14 protein-coding genes are annotated in these 14,372 nt (G+C 57.0%); 8 read left to right on the forward strand and 6 right to left on the reverse strand.

Going from position 1 to position 14,372, the window contains the following annotated elements; genetic code table 11:
• Positions 1 to 6 precede the first annotated feature (6 nt).
• From DFO52_RS02075 to DFO52_RS02085, 3 genes are read left to right on the forward strand one after another with little or no spacing between them, the layout of a single operon-like run.
• Positions 7 to 1,164, forward strand: coding sequence for a branched-chain amino acid ABC transporter substrate-binding protein (locus tag DFO52_RS02075; RefSeq protein ID WP_023335818.1), 1,158 nt, complete (start codon positions 7 to 9; stop codon positions 1,162 to 1,164).
• Between the two features lie 18 nt (positions 1,165 to 1,182).
• Positions 1,183 to 1,665: an L-2-amino-thiazoline-4-carboxylic acid hydrolase gene (locus DFO52_RS02080; protein ID WP_133549114.1), complete on the forward strand. Its 483-nt coding sequence runs from the start codon at positions 1,183 to 1,185 to the stop codon at positions 1,663 to 1,665.
• The gene (locus tag DFO52_RS02085) at positions 1,662 to 2,888 is read left to right on the forward strand and encodes a Zn-dependent hydrolase (protein WP_133549116.1); all 1,227 of its coding nucleotides are present in this window, start codon (positions 1,662 to 1,664) and stop codon (positions 2,886 to 2,888) included. Before DFO52_RS02080 ends, DFO52_RS02085 begins: the two co-directional genes overlap by 4 nt.
• Before the next feature lie 39 nt (positions 2,889 to 2,927).
• Here the strand turns inward: DFO52_RS02085 and DFO52_RS02090 are convergent, their stop codons facing one another.
• Positions 2,928 to 4,811, reverse strand: coding sequence for a KUP/HAK/KT family potassium transporter (locus tag DFO52_RS02090; protein ID WP_133549118.1), 1,884 nt, complete (start codon positions 4,809 to 4,811; stop codon positions 2,928 to 2,930).
• 77 nt (positions 4,812 to 4,888) lie between these two features.
• Positions 4,889 to 6,376 carry an MFS transporter gene (locus DFO52_RS02095; protein ID WP_047647634.1) on the reverse strand — a complete coding sequence of 496 codons (1,488 nt, stop codon included), beginning with the start codon at positions 6,374 to 6,376 and terminating at the stop codon, positions 4,889 to 4,891.
• 116 nt (positions 6,377 to 6,492) lie between these two features.
• On the opposite strand from DFO52_RS02095, the gene DFO52_RS02100 reads away from it, so the two are divergent.
• Positions 6,493 to 7,086: a TetR family transcriptional regulator gene (locus DFO52_RS02100; RefSeq protein WP_047647633.1), complete on the forward strand. Its 594-nt coding sequence runs from the start codon at positions 6,493 to 6,495 to the stop codon at positions 7,084 to 7,086.
• Positions 7,087 to 7,154: 68 nt separating this feature from the next.
• Here the strand turns inward: DFO52_RS02100 and nhoA are convergent, their stop codons facing one another.
• Positions 7,155 to 8,000 carry an N-hydroxyarylamine O-acetyltransferase gene (gene nhoA / locus DFO52_RS02105; protein WP_039262845.1) on the reverse strand — a complete coding sequence of 282 codons (846 nt, stop codon included), beginning with the start codon at positions 7,998 to 8,000 and terminating at the stop codon, positions 7,155 to 7,157.
• Between the two features lie 108 nt (positions 8,001 to 8,108).
• On the opposite strand from nhoA, the gene DFO52_RS02110 reads away from it, so the two are divergent.
• The 3 genes from DFO52_RS02110 to DFO52_RS02120 all read left to right on the forward strand — a co-directional run bounded on the left by DFO52_RS02110 (position 8,109) and on the right by DFO52_RS02120 (position 9,595).
• Positions 8,109 to 8,681 carry a flavin reductase family protein gene (locus tag DFO52_RS02110; RefSeq protein WP_029741093.1) on the forward strand — a complete coding sequence of 191 codons (573 nt, stop codon included), beginning with the start codon at positions 8,109 to 8,111 and terminating at the stop codon, positions 8,679 to 8,681.
• Positions 8,682 to 8,807: 126 nt separating this feature from the next.
• Positions 8,808 to 9,170: a CHAP domain-containing protein gene (locus tag DFO52_RS02115; protein WP_133549120.1), complete on the forward strand. Its 363-nt coding sequence runs from the start codon at positions 8,808 to 8,810 to the stop codon at positions 9,168 to 9,170.
• Positions 9,170 to 9,595 carry a DUF3828 domain-containing protein gene (locus tag DFO52_RS02120; protein ID WP_133549122.1) on the forward strand — a complete coding sequence of 142 codons (426 nt, stop codon included), beginning with the start codon at positions 9,170 to 9,172 and terminating at the stop codon, positions 9,593 to 9,595. The genes DFO52_RS02115 and DFO52_RS02120 overlap by 1 nt, the downstream gene beginning before the upstream one ends.
• Positions 9,596 to 9,674: 79 nt before the next feature.
• Here DFO52_RS02120 and fusA read toward each other — a convergent pair whose 3' ends face one another.
• On the reverse strand, positions 9,675 to 11,774 hold the full coding sequence (fusA, locus tag DFO52_RS02125) for an elongation factor G (RefSeq protein WP_039262847.1): 2,100 nt from the start codon (positions 11,772 to 11,774) through the stop codon (positions 9,675 to 9,677).
• Between the two features lie 160 nt (positions 11,775 to 11,934).
• Between fusA and DFO52_RS02130 the strand changes: the two genes are divergently transcribed.
• A complete protein-coding gene (locus DFO52_RS02130) occupies positions 11,935 to 12,234 on the forward strand; it encodes a helix-turn-helix domain-containing protein (protein ID WP_029741089.1) in 300 nt (99 codons plus the stop codon).
• On the opposite strand, the gene DFO52_RS02135 is transcribed toward DFO52_RS02130, so the two are convergent.
• Positions 12,227 to 12,868 (reverse strand): helix-turn-helix domain-containing protein, encoded by a 642-nt coding sequence (locus tag DFO52_RS02135; protein ID WP_133549124.1) that lies wholly within the window; start codon positions 12,866 to 12,868, stop codon positions 12,227 to 12,229. The genes DFO52_RS02130 and DFO52_RS02135 overlap by 8 nt on opposite strands.
• A 121-nt stretch (positions 12,869 to 12,989) precedes the next feature.
• Positions 12,990 to 14,321, reverse strand: a complete 1,332-nt coding sequence (locus tag DFO52_RS02140; RefSeq protein ID WP_133549126.1) for a 2-hydroxycarboxylate transporter family protein — start codon at positions 14,319 to 14,321, stop codon at positions 12,990 to 12,992.
• Positions 14,322 to 14,372: the final 51 nt, after the last annotated feature.

Genomic DNA, 14,372 nt, shown 5'->3' on the forward strand with positions numbered 1-14,372 from the left:
AAAACAATGAAAACAGTAAAAATCAGTGCGCTCAGCGCCGCTATCCTCCTCGGCAGTTTTGCCTCGACGGCCGCGTGGGCAGCCGACGGTGAAACCGTGGTTATCGGTCTGGCAGGCCCGCTCACCGGCCCGTCCGCCCGTATCGGTAAAGATCTGGAGAACGGCGCGCAGCTGGCCATTGACGATATTAACAAACAGCACCCGACCATCGGCGGCAAAGCGGTGACCTTCAAACTGCAGTCCGAAGACGATCAGTCCGACCCGCGCACCGCCGTGGCCGTGGCGCAGCGTCTGGTGGATAGCGGCGTGGCGGGCGTGGTCGGCCACTGGAACACCGGTACCAGCATTCCTGCCGCACGTATCTATCACGATGCGGGCATCGCACAGGTGGCACCGGTCGCGACCGGTCACGCCTATACCAAACAGGGTTTTGATACCAGCTTCCGCGTGATGGGCCACGACGACGACGGCGGTCAGCTAGCCGGCCAGTACGCGGTTAATACCCTGAAAGCCAAACGCATTGCGGTGATCGACGACCGTACCGCCTTTGGTCAGGGACTGGCGGACCAGTTTATTAAATCGCTTGAAGCGCAGGGCGTGAAGGTTGTCGATCGTCAGTACGTTGATGACAAAACGGTGGACTTCAGCGCCGTGCTGACCGCTATTCGCAGTAAAAACGCCGATCTGATCTTCTTCGGCGGCGTCGACAGCCAGGCCGCACCGCTGGCGCGTCGTATCAAACAGCTGGGCATGAACGCCACGCTGATGGGCGCAGGCGGATTTGTCAGCCAGACGTTCCTGCAGCTGGCGCAGAAAGAAGGCGAAGGCGTGGTTGCCCTCGAACCAGGTCTGCCCGTTGACCAGATGCCGGGCGGTAAAGCGTTCGAGCAGGCGTACCAGTCACGCTACCATACCCATATCGAACTGCACGCTCCGTTCGCCTATGACGCCACCCGCGTGCTGGTTGCGGCGATGGAAAAAGCAGACTCCGTTGAGCCGTCCGACTATCTGCCCGCCCTGCGCGCCATCAGCTACTCCGGCGTCACTGGACAGATCGCGTTTGATAAAGAAGGTAACCTGAAATCGCCGTCTTTCACCGTTTACAAAGTTGTCGATGGCAAATGGCAGCCGCAGACCGTGCTGGGTGGCGCAAAAGCGAAGTAACGCAGCGAGGGCAATGTGATGAGTGATAATAACGAGCTGGGCATTCTCGCCCGCCGCAAAATTGAAGCAGAAATTATTAAGCCAATTTATGAAATCCTGGTGCGCGAGATAGGAAAAACCCGCGCCCAGGCGGTCATTGGCGAGGCTATCGAGCAGGCCGCGATTGACGCAGGCAAAGCGTTTGCCAGCAAAGAACCCAACGGCGCGGACGTCAGGAGCTTCATCGCTCTGCAGTATCTGTGGGAAAAAGATAACGCGCTTGACGTGAAGGTGATCGACGCCGACGACCAGCAGTACAACTACAACGTGATCCGCTGCCGCTACGCGGAGATGTATCACGAAATGGGGCTGGGCGAGATTGGTCATCTGCTTTCCTGCGCGCGCGATGAAAAATTCATCGTTGGCTATGCGCCGGACGTGAAGCTGACCCGCACGACCACCATCATGCAGGGCGGTTCGTGCTGTGATTTCCGCTACCGCAGCAGTAAGGACAAGACATGATCCGCGTCAACGCCGAACGGCTGTGGTCAACGCTTGAGATGATGGCGCAGATTGGCGGCACGCCAGCCGGTGGCGTGACCCGTCTGGCGCTGAGCGAGGAAGACCGCATTGCGCGTAACCTGCTGCGCGACTGGGCGCTGGACGCGGGGTTCACCTGCAACATCGACAGCATGGGCAATATGTTTATCCGTCGCGCGGGGAAAAACCCGCAGCTTGCCCCGGTCATGACGGGTTCACATGTGGATACCCAGCCGCTGGGCGGTAACTACGACGGGGTTTACGGCGTGCTGGCCGGGCTGGAGCTGCTGCGAACCCTTAACGACCATAACGTTGAGACTGAACGTGACGTTGTGCTGGTGAACTGGACTAACGAAGAAGGCGCGCGCTTTGCGCCGGCCATGCTCTCTTCAGGGGTCTGGACGGGACAGTTTAGCGAAGCGTACGCGCATGCCCGCACGGATAACGATGGCATCACCGTGGGCGAAGCGCTGGAGAGCATTGGCTACCGGGGTGAAGCCTCTGCCCGCGCGTTTCCCGTTCACGCCTGCTACGAACTGCACATCGAACAGGGCCCAATCCTGGAAGATGAGGTCATCGATATCGGGTTAGTCCGCGCGGCAATGGGCCAGCGCTGGTTTACCCTGACGCTGGACGGATTCGCCGCCCACGCGGGCACGACGCCGATGCACAGCCGCCGCGACGCGCTGACCGCCTTCGCAGAGCTGGCGCTGAAGGTGGAAGAGATTGGCTATCGGCATGCGCCGGACGGACGCGCGACGATCGGTATGGCGAAGGTTACGCCAAACTCGCGCAACGTTGTGCCGTCCCGCGTGGAATGCAGCGTTGAGTTTCGCCATCCTATGCAGCAGGCGCTGGAAGCCATGGAAGCGGCGCTGCATAAGGTGGCTGAAAGCCTCAGCCTGCGCGGCGTCGCGGCTGCCGTTGAACGCATTTTTGACTACGCGCCCATCGCGTTTGATGCCGAATGCCTGGCTCGTACGGAGAAGGCCGTAGCGGCGCTGGGCTATTCGTCGAAACCGATGGTCTCCGGTGCGGGACATGACGCCTGCTATGTCAGCAAAATGGCGCCCGCCAGCATGATCTTTATCCCCTGCGTGAAAGGCATCAGCCATAACGAAGCGGAAAGGATCCTGCCGGAGTGGGCGGAGAAAGGGGCGAATGTGTTATTGCATAGCGTCCTGTCTGCGGCCCTTGAGAGATAGAACGGTGCGAAAGCAGAGGTCCTCTGCTTTCGCCAGAATCTACACGGCAACGCGTCGGCTGATTTCGACAACCCGATCGCTGGGAAGGTGATAGTGGTTGATGACGTGCGTGCAGTTGCGCTTCATGAAAGCAAAGATGTGCCGTTGCCATGCCGCCATACCTGCCTCACCCTCGCCTGCCACAATAGTTTCATGCCCGACATACCAGGTGGCGTCATCCGTGGCAAAAAGCGCGTTAATCTCGCTGACACCCTGCAACAAACGCGGGATGTCCGGGTGTTCCATAAAGCCGTACTGCGCCACGCCGTGCCAGTAGCCCGGCGCGCGCTGCTCTACCCTGATGCGTTGTTCTTCCCCCACGTAGGGCACATTCAGAATATCAATGGTAAGCGACAACACGTCCTGCTGTAGCGCCCGGTTTCGCGCGACATGCCAGCGCATGACCGGCGGGATATTGTTCTGCGTACGGGTCAAAAAGACGGCGGAGCCCGCGACTCTGGGCACCGTTTTTTGCTGAAGCTGGGCAAAGAACGCATCCACGCTGACGCCCTTCTCGCCCACCGATGCGGATACCGCCTTAACGCCGCGGTGCCAGATCAGCATCACCGTACAAATAGCGGCGGCCATCAGCAGCGGAATATAGCCGCCCTCCAGGACCTTAATCAGATTGGCAAACAAGAAGGTGGCATCAATCACCAGGAAGCAGAGGGCAATCACCGCGCTGCTGGCCAGGCTCCAGCGCCACACTTCGCGCATCGCCACAAACAGCAGCCCCGTGGTCATCAGCATGGTTAACGACACGGCGATGCCGTACGCGGCGGCGAGCTTATCGGAGGATTTAAAGAACACCACCAGCCCGATGGTCACCCCCATCAGCAGCCAGTTGATTATCCCGATATAAATCTGGCCGTAGCTTTCTGCCGCCGTCTGTTTGATGCGTAATCGGGGTAACCAGCCAAGCTGAATGGCCTGGCGCGTCATGGAAAAAGCGCCGGTGATAATCGCCTGACTGGCGATGATCGTCGCCAGCGCGGCAAGAACGATGAGCGGAACCTGGAGCACAGGCGGACAAAGCGTGTAGAAAAGGTTTTGTTTGCTGTCGGCACCGGCCAGAATCAGCGCTGACTGGCCAGCATAGTTGAGCAGCAGCGAAGGAAAGACGATGCCGTACCAGGCAAGCCAGATCGGCTTTTTACCAAAGTGTCCCATGTCTGCATACAGGGCCTCGGCCCCCGTCACGCAGAGAAAAACGCCGCCCAGGACCAGGAAACTGGTGTACCCGTTCGAAAACAAAAACGCGATGCCGTACGCAGGGTTGAGGGCCAGCAGTACCGAGGGGTGTTGAACGATCCCTCGCACGCCCAGCGCAGCAATCGCCAAAAACCACAGCGCCATGACCGGGCCAAATATTTTCCCTATTCGCGCAGTGCCAAAAGGCTGAAGAAGAAACAGCGCCAGCAGAACCGCCACCGTCAGGGGTAATATGTACGGCTGGGACTCAGGGATCACCATCTCCAGCCCTTCAAGGGCAGAAAGCACGGAGATAGCCGGGGTTATCGCACCGTCACCGTAAATCAGCGCTGCGCCAATCAGAGCGGCAAAAATGACCCAGCGCACGCCTTTGCCTTTCTCCACCAGAAGCGACATCAAGGCCATGATGCCCCCCTCACCATGATTATCAATTCGCATGGCGAAGGCGGCATATTTTATGGACGTTACCAGGATGAGTGTCCAGGTAATCAGGGAGAGCAGGCCCAGGATGACGCCGGGCGTAGGGTCATGCTCAGAGAGCGACAGCACCGTGCGGAAGGTATAGAGCGGGCTGGTGCCGATATCACCAAAAACGACGCCCAGCGCGCCTCCTGCAAGCAGGGTTAACCGGGAGAGCGGTTGGGACGGTTCACTGCTGTGGCGAGGGCTCATATTTTCCAGCAAGAGTCAGATAATCCTATAAAAAACATAGCCCATCTGCCCCGCCCGCGCCAACCGCGCGCCCTGTATTACTGCGGCTTGACCTTCGCCAGGCTGAACCAGATCCCCACAGCCAACAGCAGCAGCATTCCGCCCGCGCTGCCCAGCGCCACGCTGTGCGAGGTGATAAACGCGCTTTTCGCCGCCTCAATCACCGACTCCGCCAGCGTCGGGGTCAGATCCTGCGCCACCTTCATCGCCTCACCAATGGATGACGAGGCTTTATCGACGAGCGAGGCGTTCAGCCCGGGCGGCAGGTCAATTGACGCCGAGAAGCTGCGGGTCAGCAGCAGACCAAAGATGGCGATCCCCAGCCCAGCGCCCAGTTCATAGGACATGGTTTCAATCGCCCCTGCGGCGGCGGCCTTCTCTTTCGGCGCGGCCGCCATAATTGCCGAGGTCGAGGCCAGCAGCGCGCTGGCGGCGCTGAAGCCGAGCAGCACCATCAGCCCCCACGCCAGCCACTGCTGCGTGCTGAAGTCGAGCATCGACAGGCCGATAAAGCTGACGGCGCTGAGCCCCATTCCGCCGGCGGCGACGATGCGTAGCCCCAAACGCCCGACCAGCACACCCGCGATCGGACCGCTAAACCCGCTCGCCACCATCAGCGGCAGCATGAACATTCCCGCTTCAAACGGCGTAAAGCCATGAACAAACTGCAGCTCCTGAGCCATCAGCAGCTCAAACCCGACCAGGGCAATCATGGCGGTCATCGCCATCACCACGCCGCTCAAAATGATGCGATGGCAGAACAGACGCATGTCGATCATCGGTACGCGAGCGCGGAGCTGAATACGCACGAAGATAAACAGCAGCACCGAGCCGGTCACCAGCGCGGACGCGACTATCCACGGTGACAGGACGCCTTTTAGGGCGGTTTTCGCACTGTAGACCAGCAGCAAAATCGCCACAATCAGCATGATGGCATGGCTAATATTCAGCGGCTGCTCCGGGCGGCCCTGCTGAGGAGGCACAAAACGCGCGGCCAGCGAAACCACCACCAGCACGATCGGCACGTTGATTAAAAACACCGATCCCCAGTAAAAATGCTCAAGCAGCATACCGCCAATCAGCGGGCCAAACGCCGCGCCACCTGACCCCACCGCGGCCCAGACGCCGAGCGCAATATTACGATCCCGCGCGTCGATAAACAGCGTGCGGATCCCAGCCAGCGTAGCCGGAATAATCATCGCCGCGCCGATTGCCAGCGAGGCGCGCGCCGCAATCAGCCACCCTGCTGACGGGGCAAACGCTGCCGCCAGCGACGACAGGCCAAACAGCGTGCTGCCAATCATCAGCAATCGTTTAAAACCAATGCGGTCACCCAGGGCGCCCATCGGCAGCACCATTCCCGCCATCACCAGCGAGTAAATATCGATGATCCACAGCAATTCATTGCCGCTGGCGCCCAGCGTCATGCTCAATGTCGGCGCCGCCACGTGCAGCACCGTCGCGTCGATCGCCACCGGGATATACACCAGCACGATAATCACTAACGCTAACCACTGACGAAACATAAATTTCCTTTTCTTTTAAAACATGGACACATGTCCAGGATGCGATCCTACGTAAAGTTGAACGTATGTCCAGCTTTTTGTTACACTCGTTTCATTCCCATTGAGAGTGAGTAAACATGCGATATCTGAGCAAGGATGAACGGCGGGAAGCCATCTTACAGGCCGCCATGCGCGTGGCGCTGGCTGAAGGACTGGCTGCTATGACGGTACGCCGTATTGCCGCCGAGGCCGGAGTCGCCACCGGCCAGGTGCATCATCATTTTACGTCCGGCGGCGAACTAAAATCGCTGGCCTTCGTACGGTTGATTCGCGAACTGCTGGATGCGGACGTCGCGGGTAAACAGGCCGGATGGCGGGAGCAGCTTCATGGCATGCTCGGCAGCGATGACGGGAGGTTTGAGCCCTATATTCGCCTGTGGCGTGAGGCGCAGATCCTGGCCAGCCGCGATGCCGACATCAAAGGCGCCTATGTGATGACTATGGAGATGTGGCACCAGGAAACGGTGGCGCTTATCAAAGCGGGAACGGAGGCCGGAGAATTGAATCCGGGCGATCGGGCGGAAAATATTGCCTGGCGCTTGATTGGTCTGGTGTGCGGCCTTGACGGAATGTATATCTTAAACATGCCTGAAATGGACGAAGCCGCCTTTAACAATCATCTTGATAAACTCATCACGCTCGAGTTGTTTTCTAGCCCGCCTCATCAGTGATGTTGCCGGGTGGCGGAAACGTCTTACCCGGCCTACGGTACGGCAAAGGGGGCCAGCCCCTTTGCGCATTATTTCCCGGCCTGCGGATGCGTATCAAACCCTGCCATCACCGCCGTCAATTCTGACAGTGTAAAGCCGTGCTTCGGATCGTCAACCCCAAGACCAAAGCGTTCCTGCATCAGCTGATATAGCGCCTCAGCATCCGGCAGATGGATCTGCTCTTCTACGTGACCGTTCTGCCAGTGGGTAAAGTTGAAGTTGGTTAGCGTCAGCTTGCCGCCGTCCGGCAGATGGCGACACATCAACAGATGATGACGGAAATGCGACTGCGGCCAGTGCGCCGACCAGAAATTCCCCATCACGTAATCGCTGAAATACTGCGTTGTGAGGTCAAACTGGTACATCGACTGCCAGTGCTCGTGGTGACGGAACTGCAGCACCCAGTCGTTCCCCTCGCTCAGCAGACGATACAGCCCGTGCGGTGTCTCCTGTTCTTCATTAGCGAGCAGTCGAATCGGCGCCGTCAGCGTCTGGCCGCCAAACCCCACATCGGCAATCCAGCGCTCACCGTTAAGCTCAACCAGCAGCAGGCGGTGCGTGCGCGGCGGCATTTGCGGCGGATTCGCTAATACCACGCGCCCCAGGACGCTACGCACCGTAAACCCGACTTCACGCAGGACACGCTCGAACAGGCCGTTTTGCTCAAAGCAGTACCCTCCGCGACGTGCGGTGACCAGTTTGTCGACCAGACACCGATCGTCAAGCTGGATTTCGCGCGGCAGAACAACATCAATATTCTCAAAAGGGATCGCACAGTTGTGATGTAAATGCAGCGCGCGCAGGGTATCGATATCCACCCGCGTCGGTTGCGCCCAGCCGATGCGGGCAAAATAGGCGGTCAGAAATGGGGACATACATCAGTTTCCTTTGATTGAGATGTTCTGTTTATAAACTAATTTTACGCACCCACTTTGATTTACGTGCTTTTTCGTCATACTCATCGGTGTAGATGAGGAGATCCTATGAGCCACTTTCGCCCTGTTGAATTACGTCACGCCAGCCGTCTGCTGAACCACGGCCCAACTGTGCTTATCACCAGTCGGGATGAAAGCCTCGACAGACGCAACGTGATGGCCGCCGCATGGTCAATGCCCGTCGAGTTTGAACCGCCGCGCATCGCGATCGTCGTGGATAAAAGCACCTGGTCGCGCGAGCTGATTGAACGCAGCGGGAAATTTGGCATCGTCATCCCCGGCGTGGCGGCGGCCAACTGGACATACGCTGTCGGTAGCGTCAGCGGGCGCGATGAAGACAAATTCAACTGCTACGGGATCCCGGTCGTGAACGGTCCTGAACTTGGCCTGCCGGTGATTGAAGAAAAATGTCTGGCGTGGATGGAGTGTCGGTTATTACCCGTCACCTCAGCGGCAGAAAAATACGATACGCTGTTTGGTGAAGTGGTTTCAGCGGCAGCCGATGAACGCGCGTTTATCGCCGGGCGCTGGCAGTTTGACGGGGATAAGCTGAATACCCTGCATCATCTTGGAGCCGGGACGTTTGTGGCGAGCGGGAAGATGGTGAAGGCGCCGGATTGATTTACTTAATCATATCCTACTGAATTATAGTAAATTTCTATGGCATTTTATGTTTACTATTACTTTTTAAAACGGAGGATATTTCCGGAGTTGCCGCATTAGCACTCTCGCATTAAGGAAATATCAATGACATGGAATAAAGATGGCGCAATCTCATATGCCAAATCACACGCCCAATCGAAGAGCACGGGTTATTGTGCTCACTACGTCACCGAAGCGATCAGAACGGGTGGAAGATTAAAAATCCCCAATACGCGTCTGGCAAAAGACATGGGGCGGACATTGGTCAATGCTGGATTCCGCCTGGTATACGATCAACCTCATGCCGGTGACGTAGCCGTTATCCAAAATATTGTGGGCCACGATAGCGGCCACGTTTGCATATACGATGGTCAGCAGTGGATCAGCGATTTTGTACAACGCTCTCTGTATCCAGGACAGGCTTACCGAAACATACAGCCTCATTACGAGCTGTTCAGGCATGACTAATGAAAACACTCTTCTTTTTACTTTTCGCACTGTCTCCGTTCGCTATCGCAGATAACATTTATGCACCGGGTCAGGCGGCGCTTAAATTCAATCAATGGTATATCGCGCAGTTAGATCAGAACAAACCGCCAGTACTTAATCCAGACATCATGAACGAGTTCGTAGCTTCAGGGACCATTGCAGCAATTAAAGAAATGTACTCTGGAGACAGTAACGAAAAAGACATGCCAGATGCGGATATGTTCATCAAATCGCAGGATTGGGATAAAGACTGGAATCAAATAACCGTCTTACATTCTGATTTTGATGCCGTTTGCACAAACGTCTATATCGCGTTTGGTAAGAAACAAGATCACGTTGTAGCAGATTGTCTCGTTCAGGAAAAAGGCGTATGGAAAGTTCGCTCGGCCACGCTGATAAAGTAAAAACGTGATATGAAAGGAAACGCCCTCTGTTGCATAGGAAAAAGCACACGATAGCCCAGCGGCTACCGTGTGCAATTAATTACTTCGCACGTCGTGAAATAATCTCATCCGCAACATTCCGCGGGGCTTCCGCAAAATGATGGAACTCCATCGTATACGTCGCGCGCCCCTGGGACATCGAGCGCAGTGTTGTGGCATAACCAAACATCTCTGCCAGCGGCACGTCAGCACGAATAATCTGGCTTCCGTACTGCTCTGCCATCCCCTGCACCATGCCGCGGCGGGAGGAGAGATCGCCCATGATGTTACCGGCGTACTCTTCCGGCGTTTCCACCTCTACGTGCATGATCGGCTCGAGAATCACCGGATCCGCCCTGCGGGCGCCCTCTTTGAAGCCGAGGATCGCCGCCATGCGGAACGCCATCTCCGAGGAGTCGACGTCGTGATACGAGCCAAACGTCAGCGTCGCTTTAACATCAACGACCGGATAACCCGCCAGCACGCCGCTGTTCATCGCTTCCCGCAGCCCTTTCTCAACGGACGGGATATACTCGCGCGGCACCACGCCGCCCTTGGTGGCATCTTCAAATTTAAAGCCACTTCCGGGCTCCAGCGGCTCCAGGCTCAGCACCACATGACCGTACTGCCCTTTACCGCCGGACTGACGAACAAATTTACCTTCGATATCCTTCACCGTTTTACGCAGGGTTTCACGGTAGGTCACCTGTGGGCGGCCAATGTTCGCCTCGACGCCAAACTCGCGCTTCATGCGGTCGACGATAATCTCAAGATGTAGTTCACCCATCCCGGAGATAATGGTCTGGCCGGACTCTTCGTCAGTATGCAGGCGGAAAGACGGATCTTCCGCCGCCAGACGCTGCAGCGCGATCCCCATTTTCTCCTGGTCGCCTTTGGTTTTCGGCTCGATCGCCAGCGAGATAACCGGGTCCGGGAACTCCATGCGTTCAAGCGTGATCACTGCATTCGGATCGGTGAGCGTGTCGCCGGTGGTCACGTCCTTCAGCCCAACGCAGGCCGCGATATCCCCGGCGCGTAGTTCGTCCACCTCGTGGCGATCGTTGGCATGCATCAGCACGATTCGTCCAATGCGCTCTTTCTTCCCTTTCACCGGGTTATACACCGCGTCGCCTTTGCGCAGCACGCCAGAGTACACGCGGATAAAGGTCAGTTGACCGACGTACGGGTCGCTCATCAGCTTGAACGCCAGGGCCGAGAACGGCTCATCATCGCTCGGATGACGCTCCGCGTGCTGCCCTTTTTCATCCACGCCATCAATGGCCGGCACGTCCAGCGGCGACGGCATGAGCTCAATGACCGCATCGAGCATGCGCTGCACGCCTTTATTCTTGAACGCGCTGCCGCACAGCATCGGCTGAATTTCACCCGAGATGGTGCGAATACGCAGTCCTTTGATAATTTCCGCTTCCGTCAGGTCGCCGGTTTCCAGGTATTTGTCCATCAGTTCATCGCTGGCTTCCGCCGCCGCAGAGACCATTTTTTCCCGCCATTCCTGGGCGGTACTGACCAAATCATCCGGCACGGGCGCATAGGTAAACACCATGCCCTGCGTCGCGTCGTCCCACAGAATGGTGCGCATCTTGATGAGATCCACCACGCCGGTGAAATGATCTTCGGCACCCACCGGAATGACAATCGGCACCGGATTGGCCTTCAGGCGCTCCTGCATCATGCGTACGACGCGGAAGAAATCAGCGCCCGGACGGTCCATTTTGTTGACGAAGGCCAGACGCGGAACGTGATATTTATTGGCCTGGCGCCAGACGGTTTCCGACTGCGGCTGCACGCCGCCCACGGAGTCATACACCATCACGGCGCCGTCGAGTACGCGCATGGAACGTTCCACCTCAATGGTGAAATCCACATGCCCCGGAGTGTCGATGATGTTAATCCGGTGCGGCTCATAGCCTCTGTCCATACCGGGCCAGAAGCAGCTGACCGCCGCAGAGGTAATCGTGATCCCGCGCTCTTGCTCCTGCGCCATCCAGTCAGTGGTTGCCGCGCCATCGTGTACTTCACCCAGCTTGTGGCTCATCCCGGTATAAAACAGGATACGCTCAGTGGTGGTGGTTTTACCGGCATCGATATGCGCGGAGATACCGATGTTGCGATAACGTTCGAGAGGGATGGGTCGGGGCATGATATTTCCTTAGTCACTATGACTTGTCTATGACGACCAGGATGGTCGTGCATTCGTTCGTTTGCTATAATAGTCCTATTGTACGAGTATTATCGAACTATTTTTTAACGGTTGACCTATTGTTGATATAGCTCAATCTGACGCCAAACGCAGGAAAACGATGATCCCAAACCACCCTGAAACTGAACAAATACTGCTGGAAAATGTGCTGTTTGCCCTCGGCAATCCGCTCCGGCTGTCGATCATTCGCCGGCTGGCCGATGGCAGCGAACTCAGCTGTAACGCGCTGCGCCCGGAGGATGTAGTAAAATCGACAATGACACACCACTGGCGCGTACTGCGCGACAGCGGCGTTATCTGGCAGCGCCCGCAGGGGCGGGAGAACATGATTTCGTTACGCCGAGACGATCTGGATGCCCGTTTTCCAGGGCTGATGGAGATACTGCTGCAGGTTAAATAATTTCAGTCCCTTCCAGGCGATAGACCGGGATCCGCCGGGTTGTTGTGGTGAGCGTATCAAACACCTCGGCGTCGGACGTCACGATCCTCATCCCTGACTTGCGTAATCTCTGCACATCGGCCGCAATGCGCTGAATACCAAACCAGAAAAGCCCGTCGAGTGCCGTTACCGCTAACCCATTTTCCAGCGCCAGCTTAAGTCGTTCGCGGGGGGCTTTAACCTGCTGAGCAATTTGCCTGTAAGGTAATTCATTACATCCCGTCGCGTCACTGCGCTGGATCCGCGTTTTCAGCTGATAGGTAAACTCGTCGGGTATTCCGTCCAGATCTCTTTTCAGGCTATAGACGCAGCCAAAGCGCTTGCCGTTAAACAGAACATTTTTCTGACTGAGCTGAAGCTCTTTTCTGACAACGTCTATCAGTTGGGGCGCACGGGTAAGGAGCAGCCTGAAGGGCAGCTCGAAGCTGGTGACGTAATCCACATTAAGCAACGCGAGGCGCAGCCGCTCCTCTGCACCGGACGTTTGCTCACGACACTCCTCCATCACCTCTGCCCACTGGCGCGTCAGGCGCTCCGGCTCGGCGGCTTCGGTAAGGAGATATTTTTCAATCTGATAATCAACTCTTCCGGTCATCGTGTGGTATCCCGTCACTGTGGGTGCGGTAATTCTATACAGCGCGGTGAGTTTTATAAAGGACTGAACCGCAGCGACACCCTGAAAATATCGTTGCGATTCAGCATCCTGACGTATCGGATCAGCGCGCCATAATCCAACCCATCAGCAGCGTGGCGAAAATCACCGTCGACGCGCCGCCGATGCGGGTGGCAATCTGCGCGAACGGCATGAGCGACATTCGGTTTGACGCGGACAAAATGGCCACGTCCCCCGTTCCGCCCAGCCCGCTGTGGCAGCAGGTCACAATCGCCGCTTCCACAGGATACATATTCAGACGCGACGCGATAAAGTAGCCGCTCAGCGCCATCGCAATTACAACCGAACCGCACACCACAACGTATCCCACCGAGAAGACCGACACCACGCTCTCAAGCGGCACGTATAACATCCCGAGGCCGATCATCAGCGGCCAGACCAGCGCAGCCGAGACGAATTTATAGCAACTGTGCGCGCCCTGCTCCATTGAGGCCGGGATCACCCTGAAGTATTTACACAGGACGGCAATCAGGATCATCAGCACCGGGCCGGGAATGTGTACCAGTTTTTCAAACAATCCGCCGACGATGAAAAACGCGCACACCATCAGCAATCCGCCCCCCATCAGATGAAAATCCGTCTGCTGCGTGCTCTGCGCCCCGGCAAACAGGCTGGCGTCGTCTTTACTCCGCGTGAGCATGCCATTTCCCGAAAGCGCAGGACGTTTCGCGCCGAGACGCGCCAGCGAGCCCGCACAAATAATGGCGAAGATATTCCCGACGACCGCAGCAGGTGCCAGCTGCGCAACGTAGACGTCCGGCGTCTGCCCCAGTATTGCCGAATAGGCCAGGGACAGCGGCAAAATCCCCTCGCCAATCCCGCCGCCGATGATGGGTACAATGATGAAGAAGAAGGTGTGGTAAGGCGTATAACCAAACAGTGAGCCCACAATGAGGCCGCTCAGCACGGCCATGCATGTTCCCGCCACCAGCGGAACAAACATGCGCATCATCCCCTGGATCAGCAGCACCCGGTTCATCCCCAGAATGCTGCCGACCACCAGGCAGGCGATGACGAAATAGAGCAGATTCGCCTCTTTCATCAGCAGATGCACGGTATCAAGGGTATGTTTCCCGAATACGCCAAAATAGACCAGCACGGAGGGGACCATCAGGCACAGGATCGCCGGGCCGCCGATATCTTTCAGCACCGGGATTTGACGCCCGACTTTGGCAAACGCGAAGCCGAGTGTCATGATGACCGCGAGTCCACCAATCATATTTTTTGGCAGCAGCCCTGCCCAGGCGGATGTCGCCACAATCGCGGCAATCCCGACGAACAGCATCAACGGGACCGTGCCCACCTCGGTATTGTTGAGCCCAAAGGCAAAACGCGAGGTCGACAGCTCAGAAGTCGGTACAGGATTATCTTTCATATAATCACCTGAATTTGTGTTCGGATAAACAGAGAAAGGAATAACTGAAAC

Source organism: Enterobacter sp. AG326, assembly GCF_004362415.1.
In the GTDB taxonomy this organism is placed as follows: Bacteria; Pseudomonadota; Gammaproteobacteria; order Enterobacterales; family Enterobacteriaceae; genus Enterobacter; species Enterobacter asburiae.

What these genes read in the sequence shown, in the direction of transcription:
- DFO52_RS02130 (WP_029741089.1), top strand. Translation starts at nt 11,935, where the DNA reads ATGATCCCAAACCACCCTGAAACTGAACAAATACTGCTGGAAAATGTG.
- DFO52_RS02120 (WP_133549122.1), top strand. Translation starts at nt 9,170, where the DNA reads ATGAAAACACTCTTCTTTTTACTTTTCGCACTGTCTCCGTTCGCTATC.
- DFO52_RS02085 (WP_133549116.1), top strand. Translation starts at nt 1,662, where the DNA reads ATGATCCGCGTCAACGCCGAACGGCTGTGGTCAACGCTTGAGATGATG.
- DFO52_RS02080 (WP_133549114.1), top strand. Translation starts at nt 1,183, where the DNA reads ATGAGTGATAATAACGAGCTGGGCATTCTCGCCCGCCGCAAAATTGAA.
- DFO52_RS02100 (WP_047647633.1), top strand. Translation starts at nt 6,493, where the DNA reads ATGCGATATCTGAGCAAGGATGAACGGCGGGAAGCCATCTTACAGGCC.
- DFO52_RS02135 (WP_133549124.1), bottom strand. Translation starts at nt 12,868, where the DNA reads ATGACCGGAAGAGTTGATTATCAGATTGAAAAATATCTCCTTACCGAA.
- DFO52_RS02095 (WP_047647634.1), bottom strand. Translation starts at nt 6,376, where the DNA reads ATGTTTCGTCAGTGGTTAGCGTTAGTGATTATCGTGCTGGTGTATATC.
- DFO52_RS02140 (WP_133549126.1), bottom strand. Translation starts at nt 14,321, where the DNA reads ATGAAAGATAATCCTGTACCGACTTCTGAGCTGTCGACCTCGCGTTTT.
- DFO52_RS02115 (WP_133549120.1), top strand. Translation starts at nt 8,808, where the DNA reads ATGACATGGAATAAAGATGGCGCAATCTCATATGCCAAATCACACGCC.
- DFO52_RS02090 (WP_133549118.1), bottom strand. Translation starts at nt 4,811, where the DNA reads ATGAGCCCTCGCCACAGCAGTGAACCGTCCCAACCGCTCTCCCGGTTA.
- nhoA (WP_039262845.1), bottom strand. Translation starts at nt 8,000, where the DNA reads ATGTCCCCATTTCTGACCGCCTATTTTGCCCGCATCGGCTGGGCGCAA.
- DFO52_RS02110 (WP_029741093.1), top strand. Translation starts at nt 8,109, where the DNA reads ATGAGCCACTTTCGCCCTGTTGAATTACGTCACGCCAGCCGTCTGCTG.
- fusA (WP_039262847.1), bottom strand. Translation starts at nt 11,774, where the DNA reads ATGCCCCGACCCATCCCTCTCGAACGTTATCGCAACATCGGTATCTCC.
- DFO52_RS02075 (WP_023335818.1), top strand. Translation starts at nt 7, where the DNA reads ATGAAAACAGTAAAAATCAGTGCGCTCAGCGCCGCTATCCTCCTCGGC.